Source organism: Reyranella sp., from assembly GCF_030651995.1.
In the GTDB taxonomy this organism is placed as follows: Bacteria; Pseudomonadota; Alphaproteobacteria; order Reyranellales; family Reyranellaceae; genus Reyranella.
Genome location: NZ_JAUSBN010000022.1, coordinates 104,414 through 122,573 on the forward strand (window position 1 = coordinate 104,414; position 18,160 = coordinate 122,573).

The 18,160-nt window shown below is 66.9% G+C and carries 18 protein-coding genes and 1 tRNA gene; 5 read left to right on the top strand and 14 right to left on the bottom strand.

What is annotated here, in order from left to right; translation table 11 throughout:
- Positions 1-2: 2 nt before the first annotated feature.
- Positions 3-395: a hypothetical protein gene (locus Q7V45_RS05835; RefSeq protein ID WP_304848458.1), complete on the bottom strand. Its 393-nt coding sequence runs from the start codon at positions 393-395 to the stop codon at positions 3-5.
- Between the two features lie 20 nt (positions 396-415).
- Here Q7V45_RS05835 and prmB point away from each other — a divergent pair, with 20 nt between their 5' ends.
- Positions 416-1,297: a 50S ribosomal protein L3 N(5)-glutamine methyltransferase gene (gene prmB / locus Q7V45_RS05840; protein ID WP_304848461.1), complete on the top strand. Its 882-nt coding sequence runs from the start codon at positions 416-418 to the stop codon at positions 1,295-1,297.
- Between the two features lie 48 nt (positions 1,298-1,345).
- Here the strand turns inward: prmB and Q7V45_RS05845 are convergent, their stop codons facing one another.
- Both Q7V45_RS05845 and Q7V45_RS05850 read right to left on the bottom strand, forming a co-directional pair.
- Entirely contained in the window at positions 1,346-2,419 is a 1,074-nt protein-coding gene (locus Q7V45_RS05845) for an ATP-dependent 6-phosphofructokinase (protein WP_304848464.1), read from the bottom strand.
- Between the two features lie 217 nt (positions 2,420-2,636).
- Positions 2,637-4,214 (bottom strand): metallophosphoesterase, encoded by a 1,578-nt coding sequence (locus tag Q7V45_RS05850; protein WP_304848467.1) that lies wholly within the window; start codon positions 4,212-4,214, stop codon positions 2,637-2,639.
- A gap of 335 nt (positions 4,215-4,549) precedes the next feature.
- Between Q7V45_RS05850 and Q7V45_RS05855 the strand changes: the two genes are divergently transcribed.
- A complete protein-coding gene (locus Q7V45_RS05855; protein WP_304848470.1) occupies positions 4,550-4,999 on the top strand; it encodes a potassium channel family protein in 450 nt (149 codons plus the stop codon).
- Between the two features lie 377 nt (positions 5,000-5,376).
- Here the strand turns inward: Q7V45_RS05855 and Q7V45_RS05860 are convergent.
- From Q7V45_RS05860 to Q7V45_RS05890, 7 genes are all read right to left on the bottom strand, one after another.
- Positions 5,377-5,452 (bottom strand) — tRNA-Lys (locus Q7V45_RS05860).
- A gap of 95 nt (positions 5,453-5,547) precedes the next feature.
- A complete protein-coding gene (gene rodA, locus Q7V45_RS05865; protein WP_304848473.1) occupies positions 5,548-6,702 on the bottom strand; it encodes a rod shape-determining protein RodA in 1,155 nt (384 codons plus the stop codon).
- Positions 6,699-8,594, bottom strand: a complete 1,896-nt coding sequence (mrdA, locus tag Q7V45_RS05870) for a penicillin-binding protein 2 (RefSeq protein ID WP_304848476.1) — start codon at positions 8,592-8,594, stop codon at positions 6,699-6,701. Before mrdA ends, rodA begins: the two co-directional genes overlap by 4 nt.
- Complete coding sequence (locus Q7V45_RS05875) at positions 8,591-9,163, bottom strand: hypothetical protein (RefSeq protein ID WP_304848479.1); 573 nt, start codon at positions 9,161-9,163, stop codon at positions 8,591-8,593. The genes mrdA and Q7V45_RS05875 overlap by 4 nt, the downstream gene beginning before the upstream one ends.
- Before the next feature lies 1 nt (position 9,164).
- Positions 9,165-10,055, bottom strand: a complete 891-nt coding sequence (mreC, locus tag Q7V45_RS05880; RefSeq protein ID WP_304848482.1) for a rod shape-determining protein MreC — start codon at positions 10,053-10,055, stop codon at positions 9,165-9,167.
- A gap of 41 nt (positions 10,056-10,096) precedes the next feature.
- Positions 10,097-11,137, bottom strand: a complete 1,041-nt coding sequence (locus tag Q7V45_RS05885) for a rod shape-determining protein (protein WP_068189726.1) — start codon at positions 11,135-11,137, stop codon at positions 10,097-10,099.
- Positions 11,138-11,329: 192 nt separating this feature from the next.
- Positions 11,330-11,566, bottom strand: coding sequence for a hypothetical protein (locus tag Q7V45_RS05890; RefSeq protein ID WP_304848489.1), 237 nt, complete (start codon positions 11,564-11,566; stop codon positions 11,330-11,332).
- A 240-nt stretch (positions 11,567-11,806) separates the two neighbouring features.
- Between Q7V45_RS05890 and Q7V45_RS05895 the strand changes: the two genes are divergently transcribed.
- A complete protein-coding gene (locus Q7V45_RS05895) occupies positions 11,807-12,109 on the top strand; it encodes a hypothetical protein (RefSeq protein ID WP_304848492.1) in 303 nt (100 codons plus the stop codon).
- Between the two features lie 13 nt (positions 12,110-12,122).
- On the opposite strand, the gene Q7V45_RS05900 is transcribed toward Q7V45_RS05895, so the two are convergent.
- The 3 genes from Q7V45_RS05900 to Q7V45_RS05910 form a co-directional block, all read right to left on the bottom strand.
- A complete protein-coding gene (locus tag Q7V45_RS05900) occupies positions 12,123-12,461 on the bottom strand; it encodes a hypothetical protein (protein ID WP_304848495.1) in 339 nt (112 codons plus the stop codon).
- A 367-nt stretch (positions 12,462-12,828) separates the two neighbouring features.
- Positions 12,829-13,980 carry an acyl-CoA dehydrogenase family protein gene (locus Q7V45_RS05905; RefSeq protein WP_304848498.1) on the bottom strand — a complete coding sequence of 384 codons (1,152 nt, stop codon included), beginning with the start codon at positions 13,978-13,980 and terminating at the stop codon, positions 12,829-12,831.
- Between the two features lie 91 nt (positions 13,981-14,071).
- The gene (locus tag Q7V45_RS05910) at positions 14,072-15,172 is read right to left on the bottom strand and encodes a Zn-dependent alcohol dehydrogenase (protein ID WP_304848502.1); all 1,101 of its coding nucleotides are present in this window, start codon (positions 15,170-15,172) and stop codon (positions 14,072-14,074) included.
- 42 nt (positions 15,173-15,214) lie between these two features.
- Here Q7V45_RS05910 and Q7V45_RS05915 point away from each other — a divergent pair, with 42 nt between their 5' ends.
- Positions 15,215-15,973: an SDR family oxidoreductase gene (locus Q7V45_RS05915; protein WP_304848505.1), complete on the top strand. Its 759-nt coding sequence runs from the start codon at positions 15,215-15,217 to the stop codon at positions 15,971-15,973.
- 191 nt (positions 15,974-16,164) lie between these two features.
- On the opposite strand, the gene ilvC is transcribed toward Q7V45_RS05915, so the two are convergent.
- Entirely contained in the window at positions 16,165-17,184 is a 1,020-nt protein-coding gene (gene ilvC, locus Q7V45_RS05920; RefSeq protein WP_304848508.1) for a ketol-acid reductoisomerase, read from the bottom strand.
- A gap of 175 nt (positions 17,185-17,359) precedes the next feature.
- Here ilvC and Q7V45_RS05925 point away from each other — a divergent pair, with 175 nt between their 5' ends.
- Positions 17,360-17,902, top strand: coding sequence for a hypothetical protein (locus Q7V45_RS05925; RefSeq protein WP_304848511.1), 543 nt, complete (start codon positions 17,360-17,362; stop codon positions 17,900-17,902).
- Positions 17,903-18,160 lie beyond the last annotated feature (258 nt).

Below are 18,160 nucleotides of genomic sequence, written 5' to 3' on the forward strand. Positions count from 1 at the left end.
GCCTACCCCAGAAGTTTGCGAAGGTCGTCGAGCGTACTGGCCCATTTGCTGACGCCGAGATGGTTCGACACGAGGCGGCCGGCCTGCACGATCAGGAAGCGCGGCGCCCCGCTCTTGCGCGGGATCTGGGCGAGGATGGGCGCGAGGTCGCCCGGCCAGTATCGCTCCTGATAGGCCTCGCGAAAGCGCGCCGCCTCGACCTCTTCCCAGATGACCTGCCGAAACTCGGGCGAGGCGATCCAGGCTTCGAGATACTCGCGCTTCCAGCGCACGCAGGGCGGACAGTCCGGGCCGCCGATCAGGATCACCCTGATCTCGGCCGGGACGGCGCGTGCCGGAGCACCGGCGGCCGCCGCGACAGCGAGTCCGGCGAAAAGGAGCGCGCGGCGATTCATATCCGGTAATGTAGGCCCGCATGGCACGCGCGACCAAATCCTCTCTCGTCACCCTGGGTGATTTCTTCCACTTCGCCGTCGCGCGTTTTCGCACCGCGCGGCTGGCCTATGGTCACGGCACGACCAATGCCGTCGACGAGGCCGCCTTCATGGTGCTCGAGGCGTTGCGTCTTCCGATTTCCCGCATCGACCCGTGGCTCGACCTCGTGCCGACGGCGCCCGAGAAGGCGCGCCTCATGACCTTGATCGAGGCGCGGATCGCGCTGCGCATGCCGGCACCCTATCTGCTCGAAGCCGCCTACATGCACGGCGTGCGGTTCCACATCGACCGCCGGGCGCTGATCCCGCGTTCCTTCATCGGCGATCTTCTGGCCGGGGGTGCCCTGCCGACCGCCAAGCCGCGCCGCATCCTCGATCTCTGCTGCGGCTCCGGCTGTCTCGCCATCCTGGCGGCGCTCGCCTTCCCCAGAGCGAAGATCGATGCCGTCGACCTCTCGCCCGGCGCGCTGGCGCTGGCGCGGCGCAACGTGGCGACGCACCGCCTGGGCGACCGCATCACGCTCCATCGCGGCGATCTCTTCAAGCCGCTGCAGGGCCAGCGCTACGACCTGATCATCAGCAACCCGCCCTATGTCGATGCCGGCGGCATGGCCAGGCTGCCCCCCGAATTCCGGCACGAACCGCGCATGGCGCTGGCCGCCGGCGATGACGGGCTGGACCTGGTCCATCGCATCCTCGCCGAAGCGCCGAAGCATCTGACGAAGAGCGGCGGCCTGGTCTGCGAGATCGGCCGCGGCCGCCCGCCGCTCGAAGCCGCCTATCCGCGGCTTCCCTTCATCTGGCTCGACACCGAGCTCAGCGAGGGCGAGGTCTTCTGGCTGTCGCGCAGCGATCTCGCTTAGGTCTCAGGCTCCTCGCCCCCTAGCGGTGGAGAGGAACATGAGGAGACATCAAGCAGCGTCCCCCAGGCAAATCCCCAGCGCGCGGGCGGTGCGGATGAGCGTGCCGTCGGGATCGACGGTGCGTGACCGGCCGACCACCTTGGCAAGCGGTACGTCGATCACCTGCCGGTTCCACCAGGCCACCATGTGGTCGCCTTTTCCTTCCGCCAGCAGGTCGACCGCCCGCACGCCCAGCGCCGAGGCGAGCAGCCGGTCCTCCGCCGTCGGCATGGCGCCGCGCTGTACATGCCCCAGCACGGTGGCGCGCGCTTCCGCGCCGGTGGCCTTGGCCAGCCGCTTGGCCAGCCAGTCGCCGACGCCGTGATCGGGCGCATCGGCGGCGGGATCCACGGCCTCGTCCGATTGGCCGGCGGCTTCCGCCACCACGACCAGCGCCGACGTGCGGCCCACCGCCCGCAGCTGCGCGATATGCTCGACGACGCGCTCCAGCTTCCAGCGGATCTCGGGAATCAGCACGACATCGGCACCGCCGGCGATGCCGGCAGCGATGGCGATGTGGCCGGCGTCGCGGCCCATCACTTCGAGCACCATGGTGCGCTCATGGCTGGTGCCGGTCGGCTGCAGCCGGTCGAGCGCCTCGGTGGCGATCGCGACGGCGGTCGAGTAGCCGATGGCGCGCTCGGTGCGGCCGACATCGTTGTCGATGGTCTTGGGAATACCGACGAAGGGAATGCCCGACGGACCCAGCAGCTTGCGCAGGATGGCGAGGCTGCCGTCGCCGCCGACGCCGATCAGGCCGTCGAGGCCGAGCTGCTTCAGCCCCTCGACCATTTCGCCGGAACGATCCTTTCGGCTGCCGTCAGGCATCGGGAAGGCGAACGGGTCGCCGCGATTGGTGCTGCCGAGAAACGTGCCGCCCTGCCGCGCCAGGGCGGCGCTGAGGCGATCCGGGTCGAGTGTCACCGCCTCCACGGGACGCTCCAGCAGGCCCAGCGTGCCGTAGCGCAGGCCGACCGTCGTCCAGCCATGACCATGATGCGCGCGCAACGCCACCGCGCGGATGGTGGCATTGAGGCCGGCGCAGTCGCCGCCGCTGGTGAGGATGCCGATCCGTTTCGTCATCTTGGTACTCCTGGCTGCGGGGCGGACGACGGATTGAAAGAGCCAATCAATCCTGAAGGCGCAGCCTGCCGATGCTGGATGGCCGCATCAGGAAGCACTACCACACCTTCGCGGGCCGCAACGCACGGGCCAACCGTCGGCTCCAACAGGCTGTCGAAACAGGTTTTCCGGACGTGCCGGCGAGCAACATTCATCAGTCAACGGTCACCACGACCCGTTACTGGAGTTCACACACCGAGCGTTTGCGGCCCGGCCCCGGCCAGCGCGAATCGCAGATCGCCAGGGCCTCGCCCTCGGTGCCATAGAGGACGCTGGTCCAGGTTCCGTCGTCGACCGGGCGCACGATCATCGCCGCGAAGTCGCGCAGGCCGACGACCCAGGCCGGGCTCCTGTCGAGCCCCTCGACGCGCACCGGCGCCTTGGGATTGTCCGGCGACGGCGGCGGCTGCACATGCGACAGTTCAAAACCACCGGTGCCGACAGCCAGATGAGGCGGGTGCGCTCCCTCGAAGCCGATCGCCTGGAAGCGGTGCATGTGGCCGGCGATGACCGCGGTGACGTGAGGCGGCAGGCCGCGGCCGAAGACGCGGTTGATGGCCTCGCGCTGCGTCTCGTTGATGAAGCCATAGGGCGTGAGGCCGATAGGCCCGCCCTTGTCGCGCTTCACCACCGCCCAGACCGGCCGGTGCGTCACCAGCCAGGTCGGCGTCGGATCCTCTTCGAGCATCCGCGCCACCTCGCGATACTGCGTGAGGTAGGTGTCGAGATTGTAGAGCACCGCGTCGGCGGCGTTCGCCGAATCGACGGCGATGATGTTCAGCCGTCCGAGCTTCAGCCGGAACGGCCCATTGGAGACGATCGGGAAAGGCAGGCCGGCAAAAGGCTGGGCCGGCGGCGCGGGCCAGGCGCCGGGGCGCCAGTCCGCCGGCAGTTGCGGCGGGCATTCCTTCTGGTGATGCCCCGGCCCGAGCAGGGTCGAGCCGGCATCGAGCAGATAGAACCAGCCGGGACCGCCGCGGCTGCACAGCTCATGATTGCCGCGGCTGAGCAGCCAGGGCGCGGCGACCAGGAGCCTGGCGGCCGGCCTGAAGAAATCGTCGCGCCAGTTGGTCCATTTGTCCGGGTTCGGGCTGCCCTCGATGTTCTGGCTCCAGTAGGCCGCGCCGATCGGCAGGCTGGCGATGTCCTCGTCGTCGAGATCGCCCGTATCGTAGACGCTCACGTGCAGCGGCGCGGCATAGCCGGTGAGGCTGGGCGGCAGCACCAGGCCCCGCTCGGTGCCGCGATAATTGTAGTCGCCGACATGCACGATCAGGTCGGGACGCTTGTCGGACTCCTCGTCGGACAGGATGCCGAACGGCCACACCTTGGCGAATCCGTCGCCGCTACAAGACTGCGGCTTGGCCGGCGTCTCGCCGCGGCAGCCGCTGTCGCCGATCAGCACGACGCGGCGCGGCGTGCCCAGCGAAACGTTCGGCAGGTCGATGCGACGATCGCCCAGGAAGACGCTGGCCGCCTCGCCCACCGGATAGAGTGCCTCGCAGACCGTCACCGCGTCGAAATGACCGCCCGGCGGGCGGCGGCGCGGCGTCATCGCCGTGGAGGCACCGCCCGCCGAGGAGCGCAGCACCGGACAGGCGGTCGCGCGTTCGGCGACGCTGCGGACCATCGGCATGGGCCGGCCATCGCGGCCCTCGGCCAGCAGCACGAAGGCGAAGAAGTCCCGCGACGCGGTCTGCGCATGTGCGCCGAACGCCGGGAGCAGGAGAGCGAGGACAAGGCAGACGATGCGCATGGCAGTGAAACTCCGGAGGCGGTCGTTGTAGCAAGCCGGCCCCTCTCCCGGTAATCCACCCTGCAACAGCCGGTCACGTCCGGTCATGCTTGGAGGGCGCAAGAGGATCACGGCTGGGCGGCACACCGGACGGCGCAAGACTTCAGAGAGTTGATGACTGAAAGTGCCTGGCTGAGCCAGTTTGACGACGTTGGATTCGACACGCCATATCACTCCTTCGATGGAGAAGTAGAGGCTTCAACCACCTCACGATAGGCCGCCCTCCTGATCTAGACCGTCACCAACTTTCGACCATAACTCTTCCAATGGTTCATCTGGGGAATGTCGGACAACGCATGTTTGCCAACCTCGCGCTCGCGACCTTCATGGTCAGCCTCACCGTCGCCATCCATCTCGGCGGCCTGCTCGGCCTCTTGTGGGTACTGCGCGATAGGGCGCATCGCATCCGGGCCCACGAAAGCCGCCTCGTCCCGCTCGGCGTCATCCTGTTCGTGGTCCTGGGGCTGGTGGCCATCCATTCGGTCGAGATCTGGCTGTATGCGGCCGCTTTCTGGGCGATCGGTGCCGTGGGAGACTTCGAAACGGCACTCTATTTTTCGACCGTGACCTTCACGACCCTGGGCTACGGGGACGTCGTGCTCGAGGGCAACTGGCGGCTGTTTGGCGCAATCGAGGCGGGCAACGGGCTGATCCTGTTCGGCTGGTCGACAGCCTTCCTGCTTTCCGTCACCAGCCGGCTGAGATTGCTGGAACATGACTGGCTGGAGAAAACCGGCACGGATTGAGGCGTTGGTGCTGGTGCCGATGAGAAAGTCCAGGCGTGCCCCGCTGGCGTCACTGAAAGCGACGCGCCAGGTCGACTTCATGCAGATCGACAACCGTTTGCTTCCGCCGGGGCTCGCCGCGTCGTTGAGCGGGCCTATCGGGAATTGGTGGTCTCTTTGCCCGCCTCCTGGCCTTCGGCGCAGCCGTCATGGCGGCAAGCGCCATCAAGCTTCAGGAGCAAGCTGACCGCAGGCGCACCAAGAAAAACTCGGGAAATGTGAAAATCGGCCCACTCCCGCTGTGTAAACCTGCGGAATTGAGCCCTGGCCGAGCTACAATCCACGACATCCGGAAAGAGAAAAAGCCCCGCGGTGGCGGGGCCTCTTGTTTCCGGGAATGGTGGGCGCACCAGGGCTCGAACCTGGGACAAGCTGATTAAGAGTCAGCTGCTCTACCAACTGAGCTATGCGCCCCCCTTTTCAGGGGTCACTGCCCGGAAGGCGGCGGCTATACCAAGGCGGGTTCGCCTTGTCGATAGACTCTTTCAAAGGAAATTTTGCAGGCTTGCTTACCGTGTCCGCGGCAGTTGCGCATCGCGGTAAACATTGACCCCGATCAGCAGCCCGCAGGCGAACATCACCGACAGCAGCGCGGTGCCGCCGTTGCTGACCAGCGGCAGCGGCACGCCGACGACCGGCAGCATACCCATCACCATGGCGGTGTTGATGAACATGTAGAGGAACAGCATCGCGGTCACGCCGAGCGCCAGCAGGCGGCCGAAATGATGCTGGCTGCGGAAGGCGATGGAAAAGCCCCAGACCACGACCAGCGCGAACAGGCCGAGCAGGACCAGGGCACCGGCCATGCCCCATTCCTCGACGAAGGTCGTGAAGATGAAGTCGGTCTGCTTCTCGGGCAGGAAGTTCAGCGACGACTGCGTGCCCTTCAGGAAGCCCTTGCCGAACATGCCGCCCGAACCGGTGGCGATCTTGGACTGGGTGATGTGATAGCCGGCGCCCAGCGGATCGCGGTCGGGATCGAGGAAGGTGAGCACCCGCCTCTTCTGATAGTCGTGCATCAGCGACCAGGCGATCGGCAGGCAGGCCACGGCGCCCACACCGGCCGCCAGGAACATCCAGATCCGCACGCCGGCCACGAACAGGAGCGCACCGCCGCCCATCAGCACCATCATGGCGGTGCCGAGGTCGGGCTGGACCATGACGAGGCCGACCACGACCAGGATCATGGCGAGCGGCGGCAGGGTGTAGAGGAACTGCCCGGCCTGCTCGCGCCGCAGCCCGTGATAGTAACGCGCGATCACCAGGATGACCGCCACCTTGGCGATCTCCGAGGGCTGGATCTGGATCGGGCCGAGGACCAGCCAGCGCTGGGCGCCCATGCCGATCTTGCCGATCACGTCGACCGCCACCAGCAACAGCACGGACACGATGTAGATCGGCCAGGCAAGCGCCAGCCAGACCTTGGGATGGACCAGCGCCACCACCAGCATGAGCATCAGGGCCGAGCCGTAGCGCACGGCATGGCGGGCCGCCCAGGGCTCGAAGCGGCCACCGGCCGCCGAGTAGAGCGCCAGCACGCCGACGCCGGCGATCGCCGTCAGCACCAGCACGAGGCCCCAATTGATGCGCCAGATCTTTTCCGCGAAGCCGACCGGTGCCGGCGCGTCCAGCGAGGGGCCGCTGCCCATGCCGGCGAGACTCATCGCGACGCCATCTTCCTGAAGCGGTCGGTGCGGCGCGACGGGTCGCGCTTCATGGTCTCGATCAGCACGTCGCGGCCGATCGGGCCCGCGGTGGCGCCGCCCGCCTGCCCGTGCTCGACGATCACGGCGCAGGCATAGCGCGGATTGTCGACCGGTCCGTAGCAAACGAACAGCGCATGGTGGCGCAGGTGCCAGGGCAGCGAGGCCTGGGTGATGCCCATCTCGCGCTCTCGCTCGGTGATGCGCTTGACCTGCGCGGTGCCGGTCTTGCCGGCGTAGGTGAACTCGGGCTGCTTGGCGCGCAGCGCATTGGCCGTGCCATGGCTGGTGTTGACCACGTCCGACATGCCCTGGCGGATCACCGCGAGATGCTGCGGGTTCAGGCGCAGCGACGGCGCGGTCGGCCTGGTACGCGGCGCCGGCGGCACCAGCTCCTCGCGCGGCGTGGCCTTGGCCAGCAGCAGGTTGGGCTGGACCTCGTAGCCGCCGTTGGCGAGGCGCGCGGTCATGATGGCGAGCTGCAGCGGCGTCGCCGTCATGTAACCCTGGCCGATGCCGAGGTTGAACGTGTCGCCGTGCTGCCAGGCCTTGCCGATCTTCTCCTGCTTCCAGGTGCGGGTCGGCTGGTTGGCAGCCGATTCGCCGGGCAGGCCGAGTTCGCTCAACTTGCCGAAGCCCAGGCGCTGCGCCATGTCGCTCACGCGATCGACGCCGGCCCGGCGCGCCACCTCGTAGAAGTAGCAGTCGCACGACATGGCGATCGCCTCGGAGACGTTGGTCGAGCCGTGACCGCCCTTCAGCCAGCAATGGAACTTGATCTTGCCCAGCTCGAGGAAGCCAAGGCACGGCAGGCGCGTCCACGGGTCGATCACCTTGGCCTCGAGGGCGGCCAGCGCCGTCACCATCTTGTAGGTCGAGCCCGGCGGATAGACTCCGGCGATCGCCTTGTTGTGCAGGGGCCTCTGGGGATCGTCGAGCAGGTCACGCCACTCCGCCTGCGTGATGCCGCGGGCGAAGGTCGAGGGATCGAAGCCGGGGGTCGAGACCATGGCGATCACGTCGCCGGTGATGACGTCGAGCACCACCACCGAGCCGCTCTGGTGCTCCTTGATCTTCTCGGCCGCGAAGCGCTGGATATCGAGATCGATCGTGAGCAGCGCATTGGCGCCGGGCTGGCCCTCGGTGCGGTCGAGCTCGCGGACGACCCGGCCCACGGCATTCACCTCGACCTGGACGGCGCCGGCCCGGCCGCGCAGGTCGTCCTCGAGCGAGCGCTCGACGCCCTTCTTGCCGAACCGCATGGTCGCGAGCTGCAGCACCGGATCGTCGCGCCCGGCGAGATCCTCGTCGGCGACGCGACCGGTATAGCCCACGATGTGGCTCATCAGGTCGCCCTCGGGATAGTCGCGCGACTGGCCGAGATCGATGAACACGCCGGGCAGGTCGGGCGCGTTGAATTCGAGTCGGGCGACCTCCTCCCAGCCGAGATTCTCCCGCACCACGATGGGCTGCGCGTTGCGGCTGCGGCGCAGTTCGCGCAGCAGCCGGACCTTCTCGGTGTCACCCAGGTTCAGGATCTGATCGAGACGCTCGACCAGCACGTCGGCGCCGCGGCCACGGTCCGACGCCGCCATGGCGCGGAAGTTGTTGCGGTTGACCGCCAGCGGCACGCCGCCGCGATCGAAGATCAACCCGCGCGACGGCGGCAGCAGCCGCATGCTGACGCGGTTCTCCTCGGCCAGCGAGGAGAAGCGATCGGTCTCGACGACCTGGAGCTGGTAGAGGCGGCCGGCCAACGCGGTCAGCAGAACGGCCTGTGCCCCGCCCAGCAACAGCGCCCGCCGCGTGAAGAGACCGCTGCGTTCGCCGTCGCCTTTTCGGAAATGCTTCATGTCGTCGTCTCACCAGGCCGCGCCGAGCCGCGCGACAGCTCGGGCACGTTCAGCGGGTCGCGGGCGCGTACACGGGCGAGCAACGGCGCCAGCAACGGGTAGATCACGATCATCACGATATACTGCAACATCGCGGGGACGGGATCGATGGGCGCCCAGGTCCACAGGGTCGTGAAGGCCCAGACCAGCGCCACGTAGCCCCAGCACAGGATGCAGAAGCCGATCCACTGGAACAGGAACGGAACGCCCACCAGATAGCGGCGGTTGGAAATGACGGCGGCGCGGACCAGGATGAAGCCCAGCGCGCTGATGCCGACGGGCGCGCCCGGGCCGCCCAGCAGCAGGTCGAGCAGGATGCCCATGACCAGCAGCAGCAGCCCCGGCAACCGCTCGGGCGTCGCCAGGCTGAACTGGAAGACGACCAGCACCGGCAGCAGCGGCAGGGTGTCCGACAGATAGGGGGCGCGCAGCGGCGCCAGGGTCAGCAGGACGAAGAACAACAGGACCGTGCCGGGAAGGGCTGCCCTGCCCCAGCGATCGAGTATGGCGAGGGTGCCGTCAGCGCGCATGTCAACGGACCCGCACGCCCGCGGGCGGCGCCGCCGGCGCCGGCGCCGCGGGTCCGACCAGGCCGGTCACGCCGTAGTCGACGACGCGTACGAATTCGAGCCGCGAGAAATCGGTGAAGGGCCGGACGCGCACGGTGCCCTCGCTGGTTTCGACGACCTCCCCGACCGGAATGCCGACGGGAAAGCTGCCGCCATGGCCCGAGGTGATGATGCGGTCGCCGGTCTGCACGCCGGCGATGCTCTGCAACAGGGTGAGGCGTAGCCGGGGCGAATTGTCGCCGACCAGGATGGCGCGCTCGCGCGTGCGCTCGACCAGGACCGGCAGGCGCGAATTGACGTCGGTCACGTAGAGGACACGGGAACTGTTCTCGCCGACCTCGGCGATGCGGCCGGCCAGCCCCTCGCCGGTGACGACCGCCTGCCCCGGCGCGACGCCGACCCGGCGGCCGACATTCAGCAGCGCACCGCGCATGTAGGCGCTGACGCTGTCGCCCACGAGGCGGGCGGTGATGAAGGAGGCCTCGGGTCCCTCGCGGAACCTGGCGAGGCTGCGCAGCCCCTCGTTCTCGTTCTCCAGCCGTCGCGCCGCGGTCTGCCAGGCGAGCAGGCGGGCATTCTCCTCGCGCAGACGCGCATTCTCCTCGCGCAGCGACGCGAATTCGCGCAGATCGGCGATGGCCCGGTTGGTATAGGCGACCGGCCGGGCAATCGCCTCCAGCACGGGGCTCACCATGTCGAGCGCGAGGACGCGGGCATGCTCGACCAGGACGGTGTCGGCCTTGCCGACCAGCATGACGCCGAAGGTCACGATCACGAGCAGGCCGAGGGCGAAGCGCTGCACCACGGTGCGCACCTGGCTCGCGACTACCTCGAAGTCGTCCCGAATCGCCATTTCCTGCCCATTCTAACCCAAGCGGGCGGCGGCGTGGCCTGTTAGTACATCGACGAAAGGACGCCGCGCAGTCGTACGATGTTCTCGACAGCATGGCCCGTGCCAAGGGCGACGCAGAGCAGCGGATCCTCGGCCACCGAGACCGGCAGGCCGGTCGCCTGGCGCAGCACGGTATCCATGTTGGCCAGCAGCGCACCGCCGCCCGTGAGCACGATGCCCTTGTCGACGATGTCGGCCGCCAGTTCCGGCGCGGTGTTCTCCAGCGCGACCTTCACGGCCTCGACGATGGCGCTCACCGGCTCCTGCAGGCTCTCGGCGATCTGCCGCTCGGTGATGACCAGCTCCTTCGGGACGCCGTTCATCAGGTCGCGGCCCTTGATCTCCATCGTGCGGCCCTCGCCGTCGTCGGGCGGGCACGCCGACGCGATGGTCTTCTTGATGCGCTCGGCCGAGCTTTCGCCGACCAGCAGGTTATGATTGCGGCGGATGTAGGCGATGATCGCCTCGTCCATCTTGTCACCGCCGACGCGCACCGAGCGCGGATAGACGATGCCGCCCAGCGACAGCACGGCCACCTCGGTGGTGCCGCCGCCGATGTCGACGACCATCGAGCCGGTGGGCTCGGTCACCGGCAGGCCGGCGCCGATCGCGGCAGCCATCGGCTCCTCGATCAGCCAGACCTTGCGGGCGCCGGCGCTCTCGGCCGATTCCTGGATGGCGCGGCGCTCGACGGCAGTGGAGCCGGAGGGCACGCAGACCACGATCTGCGGATGGGCGAAGCTGCGGCGATTGTGCACCTTCGAGATGAAGTGCTTGATCATCGCCTCGGCGACTTCGAAGTCGGCGATGACCCCGTCGCGCAGCGGGCGGATCGCCTGGATGTTGCCGGGCGTACGGCCCAGCATCATCTTGGCTTCCTCGCCGACGGCCAGGACCTGGCGCTTGCCGCTCTGGGTGGTGAGGGCCACGACCGACGGCTCGTTCAGAACGATGCCCCGACCCTTGACGTAGACCAGCGTGTTCGCCGTACCGAGGTCGATGCCCATGTCCGCCGAAAATAGCCCGATGACGCGCGACAGCATTGAGTTAAGTCTCTGTAATTACGGCGAAATCTTGAAATATTGGCGCCATTCCGAGGTCAGGCACCCAAGGTGCGACCGGGTTTAGACCGGGAGGGCAAGGCTCGCAAGGCGATTCAAACGGTCGCATCGATGGTCACCGTTTGTACTCGTCCGCGGTTCGTAGAGACTGAAAAGTTGCGCGCGGCGGGTGCCTCAAGCGCCTTCCAGGCGGCGCTCCTGTCGCTCGAGCCAGTCCACGACGTCGGCGCGGCGGCCGGCCTCGATATGCGCCCATTGATGCGACTTCAGCTCCTCGCCGCGGCCCGAGCGCCAGTATTCCTTGACCACGAGCATCGTCCAGGGCGCGGCGCCGCTCCGGCGCCCCGTGGTGACCTCGACCGTGAAGCCGTGACTGGCGGCGCCATCTAGTCCCCCTGGAGCATTTGCCAAAGCTGAAGAATAAAGCGCCCAAATGCCAAACTTGGGTCGCTGTGCTCTGAGCGGTGCAAGACACCAACACCACGCAATCGCATCTCAAATTGTAAAGCCATTCTTTCAGAGCTGTCTCTTTTTGACGTAACTTCTGGTGCAGGCTAAACCGCAGCGTGCATGTTAGAGTTTGACACTCCATTCCGAGCCAAGGTGCGCCGCCTAACCGAAGACGATTGCGTTGTAACGGATGCTAAGTTCTTGAAGCTATACCTCGGCGGCGGCACATACGTCAGTGAGGGGGCCGTCAACCATGTGGATGGAGGTTGGGCCGACGCGACAAAACTTATGTATAAAGGCGCTGACGAAGCGGTGGCCAAATTCTCCTCCACAATGCGCAAGCCGCCGCCGTTGGATCGCTTTCAACGACTCCTTCAATGGAGCACGTTCAATTTTCCCACCGGCTCAGGCGAACACCTGCTAATTGCACAAACGGAGCTGGGAAATCTTCCCGCCGAAATGCCGTCGCGATATGAGGTACTGTCGGCAGTTGTCGATGCCTAAGTGTTAAGGAGCCTTACTCGCTCTTCAGCCGACGCTCCTGCCGTTCGAGCCAGTCCACGACGTCGGCGCGGCGGCCGGCCTCGATATGCGCCCATTGATGCGACTTCAGTTCGTCGCCCCGCCCCGAGCGCCAGTATTCCTTGACCACGAGCATCGTCCAGGGCGCGGCGCCGCTCCGGCGCCCCGTGGTGACCTCGACCGTGAAGCCGTGACTGGCGCCGGCGTAGGAGTGCCGCTCGCGCTGCCAGTCGACGCCGTCGATGTTCCAGGCCGCTCGCGGCATCCGCGTCGTGCCGGGCTCCAGCAGGCGATCGACGATGCGGAAGAACGACGCGTCGCCGATCTTGCGCACTAAGCGCTCACCGGCAAACGACCGGCCTCACCCTGAGAGTCTGACTCGAAATGAATGCAGCTAAAACAAGAGGCTATGAACAGCCCCGATAACCTCACCCTGAGGAGCATCGCGCAGCGATGCGTCTCGAAGGGTGGGAACGCGCACCTGCCTGTTGCCCATCCTTCGAGACGCGCCGCTTCGCGGCGCTCCTCAGGATGAGGCAAGTGCTTGAATCGATTCAGTTCATTTCCGGCCAGACTCTGAGGAGCGCCCTGCAGGGGCGCGTCTCGAAGGGTGCGCAACAGGCACATCGCTCTTGTAGTCACCCTTCGAGACGGCGCTGCGCGTCGCCTCCGGGTGAGGCCTGTACCGATCTTGCGCACGGTCAGAGGCCCATCATCTTGGCGATGGTGTTGCGCTGGATGTCGTTGGTGCCACCGCCGATCGAACCGACCCGCACGTCGCGGAACAGGCGCTGGATGTCGTGCGCCATCGTGTAGCCGGCGCCGCCCATGATCTCCATGGCGAGATGGGCGCATTTGAACTCGCCGTCGGTGCCCTGGATCTTGGCGATCGCCGTCTCCTCGACCGGATCGAGGCCGGCGTCGAGCATGTCGGCCAGGCGATAGGTCAGCGCCTGGGTCGTGCGCAGCGCGATGCGCATGTCGGCGAACTTGTGCTGGATCGCCTGGAACTTCGAGATCGGCTGGCCAAACTGCACGCGCTCCTGCGCGAAGCGCTTGGCGTACTCGATGGCGAAATGCATGTTGCCGCAGGCTTGCGCGGCCAGACACAGGCGCTCGAGGTTCAGCCCCTTCATCAGGCCCGACCAGCCGCGATTCTCCTCGCCGATCACATGGTCGGCCGGCACGAATACCCCGTCGAAGAAGATCTCGTTGGCATGCGTGGTGCGCCGCCCCAACGTCGGCAGCGGCTTCATGGTGAGACCGGCGGCGCGCGCATCGACCCAGAACAGCGTCACGCCCTTGTGCCGCGCCTCGCTGTCGGTCTTGGCCACCACCATCAGATAGTCGGCGACGTGGGCGGCGCTGATGTAGAGCTTCTGGCCTGTGAGTCGGTAGCCGTTGCCGTCCCGCACCGCGCGCGTCTTGATGCCCGACGCGTCCGATCCGGTGTCGGGCTCGGACAGCGCGAAGGCCGACTTGAGCTTGCCGGCGCAGATCTCCGGCAGATAGCGCCGCCGCAGATGCTCACCCGCGGTGAGCTGCAGATGCATGCCGCCATAGACGACCGTCGGCAGATAGAGCGACGACGCGCCGCTATAGTGACGCGCCAGCGCCTCGACCAGCACGACGAGATCCTTGCGGCTGCCGCCCATGCCGCCATAGGCGGGATCGTAGGGCAGCGCCATGTAGCCCGCTTCGGCCAGCGCATCGAACGCGGCGTGCGGGAACGCCGACTCCTCATCGAGCCGACGGATCTCCTCCGGCGGCAGCACGCGGGCCAGCAGTTTGGCGACGTTGCGCCGGATCAGGACCTGTTCGTCGGTCAGGCCGAATTCGTCGAGGGTGCTCACTTGGGTTTCGTATCCTGACGGTAGAGATAGTAGGCCCAGCCACCGACGCCGAAGAGGGCCACGAAGACAAGGATTTCGTACAGGGACATGATCAGTCGAACACCACGACGCCGCGCGCGACCTCGCCCGCCATCATGCGCTTGAAGCCCTCGTTGATCTCGTCGAGCTTGTACGTGCGGCTGATCAGGCCGTCGATGTTCAGGCGCTTGTTCATGTAGTGGTCGACCAGCACCGGGAAATCGAGATCGGGCCGCACCGAGCCGTAGAAAGTGCCGCTCATCGTCTTCTCGGCGAACACCATCGCCATCGGGGAGTATTGCGCCTTCACCGTGGCCGCGGAGATGCCGACCGCGACGGCGTGGCCGCCCGGCGCCAGCGCGTCGAAGGCCAGCGCCTGCGTCCGGTCGATCGACACCGCGTCGAAGGAATAGTCGACGCCGAGCCCGCCGGTGATCTCCTTCACCTTCTTCACCGGGTCGTTGTCGGTCGCGGTGTTGACGGTGTGGGTCGCGCCGAAGGTCTTCGCCATCTCGAGCTTGTTGTCGAGGATGTCGGCCGCGATGATTTTGCTCGCGCCCGAGAGCATGGCGCCCTGCACGGCGTTCAGGCCGACGCCGCCACAGCCGATCACCAGCACGGTCGACCCCGCTTCGATCTTGGCATGACGTGTCACCGCGCCCACGCCGGTGGCCACGCAGCAGCCGACCAGGGCCGCTTGCGGCCACGGCATGTCCTTGCGGATCGGGATCACCATCTCCTCCGGCACCACCACCTCCTCGGCGAAGGTGCCGATGCGGGCCATCTGGTTGATGCCCTGGCCCTTGTGCTTCAGCCGCAGCGTGCCGTCATACTGCGAGCCCGGCGGCACGGAAGCGCGGCCGATGCACAGCACGGTGCGGCCCTGGGTGCAGTAGCGGCAGCGCCCGCAATGCGGGCGGAACGAGAAGATCACATGGTCGCCCGGCTTCACCGTGGTGACGCCTGGCCCGCATTCCAGGATCTCACCCGCAGCCTCGTGGCCCGGCACGATCGGCATCGGCGAGGGCCAGTCGCCGTTCATGATGTGCCAGTCGCTCTGGCAGACGCCCGACGCCTTCACCCTGACGCGCACTTCCATCGCCTTGGGCGGATCGAGCTCGCACTCGACGACCTGCAGCGGCTCGTTGGGCTTGAACAGAACGGCGGCTTTCATGATTTTCCTCCCGAATCCTGGCGGGCACTATACCATCGGCCCATGAGCAAAACCCTCCTGATCACCGGCGGCGCCTCCGGCATCGGCGCCGAGACCGCCCGCCAGGCCGCGACGCGCGGCTATGACATCGCCATCAACTACCGGACCCGCGACGCGCAGGCGAAGCAGGTCGTGGCCGACATCGAGGCGAAGGGCGGCAAGGCCATCGCCCTGCGCGGCGACATGGCGCGCGAAGCCGACATCGTGCGGCTGTTCGAGGAAACCGAGAAGGCGCTGGGGCCGATCACCCACCTGGTCAACAGCGCCGGCAGCAACGGCAAGCGCGGCCGGGTCGACGAGTTGGATGCCGCCGTGATTTCCGACCTGTTCGCCATAAACGTCATCGGCCTGATGCTGTGCTGCCGGGAAGCGTCCCGGCGCATGTCGACGAAGAACGGCGGCAAGGGCGGCGTGATCGTGAATGTCTCGTCGATGGCCGCCACGCTCGGTGGGCGCCTCGGCTCTTCCGCCTATGCCGCCAGCAAGGGCGCCGTCGACGCCTTCACCAAGGGGTTCGCCCGCGAGGCCGCAGCCGAGGGCATCCGCGTGAACTCCCTGCGGCCCGGGATGGTGCTGACCGAGATGACCGAGGGACGGCTGAAGGACGCGGCCTTCCGCGCCAGCATCGAAGCGTCGATTCCGATGGGCCGCGTCGGCACGTCGGCGGAGATCGCCCAGGCGGTGCTGTGGCTCCTGTCCGACGAATCGTCCTTCATCGCCGGCGCAATGCTCGATGCGTCGGGGGGCGGGTATATGATTTAGGCGCGTTCAGACGCGCCGGCGGTCGGCAGCGCCTTCACAGGCGCGGGAGCCCGCTCCGTGCAGAATAGACAAGAAAAAAGGCGCCGGTTTCAGCGCCTTCATTCTTTCTGGACCGCGCGGGTCGGCGCTGTTTACAGCGCCTTGCTCGCGCTTGATTACAAGCGCTGCCGCCCGCCGGCGTCCAAGGCGCGCTAGTTGCGCGCCTTGTCCACCAAGGCCTTCTCCTTGATCCACGGCATCATACCGCGCAGCTTCTCGCCGATCTCCTCGATCGGGTGCTCCGACATGCGCTTGCGCATCGCCTTGAACGAGGCCTGGTTCACCTTGTTCTCGAGCATCCAGTCACGCGCGAAGCGGCCGGACTGGATGTCTTCCAGAACGCGCTTCATCTCGGCCTTGGTCTCGGCCGTCACGATGCGCGGGCCCGAACGGTACTCGCCGTACTCGGCGGTGTTGGAGATCGAGTAGTTCATGTTGGCGATGCCACCCTCGAAGATGAGGTCGACGATCAGCTTCACTTCGTGCAGGCACTCGAAGTACGCCATCTCCGGCGCGTAGCCCGCCTCGACCAGCGTCTCGAAACCGGCCTTGATCAGCTCGACGAGGCCGCCGCACAGCACGACCTGCTCGCCGAACAGGTCGGTCTCGCACTCTTCCCTGAACGAGGTCTCGATCGTGCCGGCGCGACCGCCGCCCACCGCCGAGGAGTAGCTCAGCGCGATCTCGAGCGCGTTGTCCGAGGGGTTCTGCGCCACCGCCACGAGGCAGGGGACGCCGCCGCCGCGCACATACTCCGAGCGCACGGTGTGGCCGGGGCCCTTCGGCGCGATCATGAACACGTCGAGGTCGGGACGCGGCGTCAGCAGGTTGAAGTGGACGTTGAGGCCGTGCGCGAAGGCCAGCGCCGCGCCCTGCTTCATGTTGCCGGCGAGGTCGGCGTTGTAGATGTCCGACTGCAGCTCGTCCGGGGTCAGCATCATCACGATGTCGGCCCACTTGGCGCCGTCGGCCGGGCTCATCACCGTGAAGCCGGCACCCTCGGCCTTCTTGATCGTGGCCGAACCGGGCTTGAGCGCAATGCGCACGTCCTTGACGCCCGAATCGCGAAGGTTCATGGCGTGGGCATGACCCTGGCTGCCGTAGCCGACGACCAGGACCTTCTTGCCCTTGATCAGGTTCACGTCGGCATCACGATCGTAGTAGACACGCATAGGGGCCAATCCTCCTGGCAGCTGCTTCTTGCAAAGAACGGGGGTTAGTAGACAACCCCGCTCGCAAAAACCAGCCTCGAATCCCGCCTTATCGCATGTCCCCCTTGCGCTTCTACATATGGTATGCCTCTCGGAGGGCAACCCAAGCCCCGCAGATCCCCGAGGAAAGCCCGCTATGTCCCTTCGTTCCGCCTTCGTCCCCGCGTCCCTGGCTCTCGTGCTGGTTGCCTGCTCCCAGCCTTCCGACGCCCCGACGAACCCGGCCACCGCGATGCCCGGCATCGACTATGCGGTGGAGAATTCGACCGTCCACGGCGCGGCGCGGGCGATGGGCAACCACACCTGGCTGTGGACCCGCGGCCCGGGCCCGGCCCAGATCCACTATTCGACGGCGGACGGCCGGGACCTGGTCTGGATGGTCGGCCAGCGGCGCATCTTCCAGGGCCAGTGGACGGTGGAGAATACCAGCGATTCCAGCGGCCAGCAGATCACCCAGATCTGCCTGCGCTATCCCGGGGTCAATTTCGGCGGCCTGAGCGCCACCCCGACCTGCCGCCCGGCCGGCACCTTCCTCGGCGAGATGCAGCAGCGCGAGGGCGGCGACCCGCTGCAGATGAACGGGCGCACCCAGGCGCTGTTCGTGATCGCCAAGACGCCGGCCAACCTGGCCGAGATCGAGGGCCGCGTGGCCTCGATCAAGGGGCTTTCGAACTACTGAGTCATTATCCTCCCCATTCAAATGGGGAGGTGGCGGCGTCTTACGCCGACGGAGGGGTCATGGCTTTGCGACGCCCATGCCCCATCGCCCCGTATGACGGGGCTCTTCCCCATGTGAATGCAGGGCTGTCCGGGGAAAATGACGCGCGACTTCGGATAGGGGAAAATTGTCATCCCGAGCGCAGCGAGGGACCTTTAGAGCCACCGACAAAGGTCCCTCGCTGCGCTCGGGATGACAAAGTGCGTACAAATAGGGCCG

Excerpts from the sequence above, each read along its gene's own strand:
- Q7V45_RS05835 (WP_304848458.1), bottom strand. The coding sequence starts at position 395 with ATGAATCGCCGCGCGCTCCTTTTCGCCGGACTCGCTGTCGCGGCGGCC.
- prmB (WP_304848461.1), top strand. The coding sequence starts at position 416 with ATGGCACGCGCGACCAAATCCTCTCTCGTCACCCTGGGTGATTTCTTC.
- Q7V45_RS05845 (WP_304848464.1), bottom strand. The coding sequence starts at position 2,419 with ATGACGAAACGGATCGGCATCCTCACCAGCGGCGGCGACTGCGCCGGC.
- Q7V45_RS05850 (WP_304848467.1), bottom strand. The coding sequence starts at position 4,214 with ATGCGCATCGTCTGCCTTGTCCTCGCTCTCCTGCTCCCGGCGTTCGGC.
- Q7V45_RS05855 (WP_304848470.1), top strand. The coding sequence starts at position 4,550 with ATGTTTGCCAACCTCGCGCTCGCGACCTTCATGGTCAGCCTCACCGTC.
- rodA (WP_304848473.1), bottom strand. The coding sequence starts at position 6,702 with ATGAGTCTCGCCGGCATGGGCAGCGGCCCCTCGCTGGACGCGCCGGCA.
- mrdA (WP_304848476.1), bottom strand. The coding sequence starts at position 8,594 with ATGAAGCATTTCCGAAAAGGCGACGGCGAACGCAGCGGTCTCTTCACG.
- Q7V45_RS05875 (WP_304848479.1), bottom strand. The coding sequence starts at position 9,163 with ATGCGCGCTGACGGCACCCTCGCCATACTCGATCGCTGGGGCAGGGCA.
- mreC (WP_304848482.1), bottom strand. The coding sequence starts at position 10,055 with ATGGCGATTCGGGACGACTTCGAGGTAGTCGCGAGCCAGGTGCGCACC.
- Q7V45_RS05885 (WP_068189726.1), bottom strand. The coding sequence starts at position 11,137 with ATGCTGTCGCGCGTCATCGGGCTATTTTCGGCGGACATGGGCATCGAC.
- Q7V45_RS05910 (WP_304848502.1), bottom strand. The coding sequence starts at position 15,172 with ATGAAAGCCGCCGTTCTGTTCAAGCCCAACGAGCCGCTGCAGGTCGTC.
- Q7V45_RS05915 (WP_304848505.1), top strand. The coding sequence starts at position 15,215 with ATGAGCAAAACCCTCCTGATCACCGGCGGCGCCTCCGGCATCGGCGCC.
- ilvC (WP_304848508.1), bottom strand. The coding sequence starts at position 17,184 with ATGCGTGTCTACTACGATCGTGATGCCGACGTGAACCTGATCAAGGGC.
- Q7V45_RS05925 (WP_304848511.1), top strand. The coding sequence starts at position 17,360 with ATGTCCCTTCGTTCCGCCTTCGTCCCCGCGTCCCTGGCTCTCGTGCTG.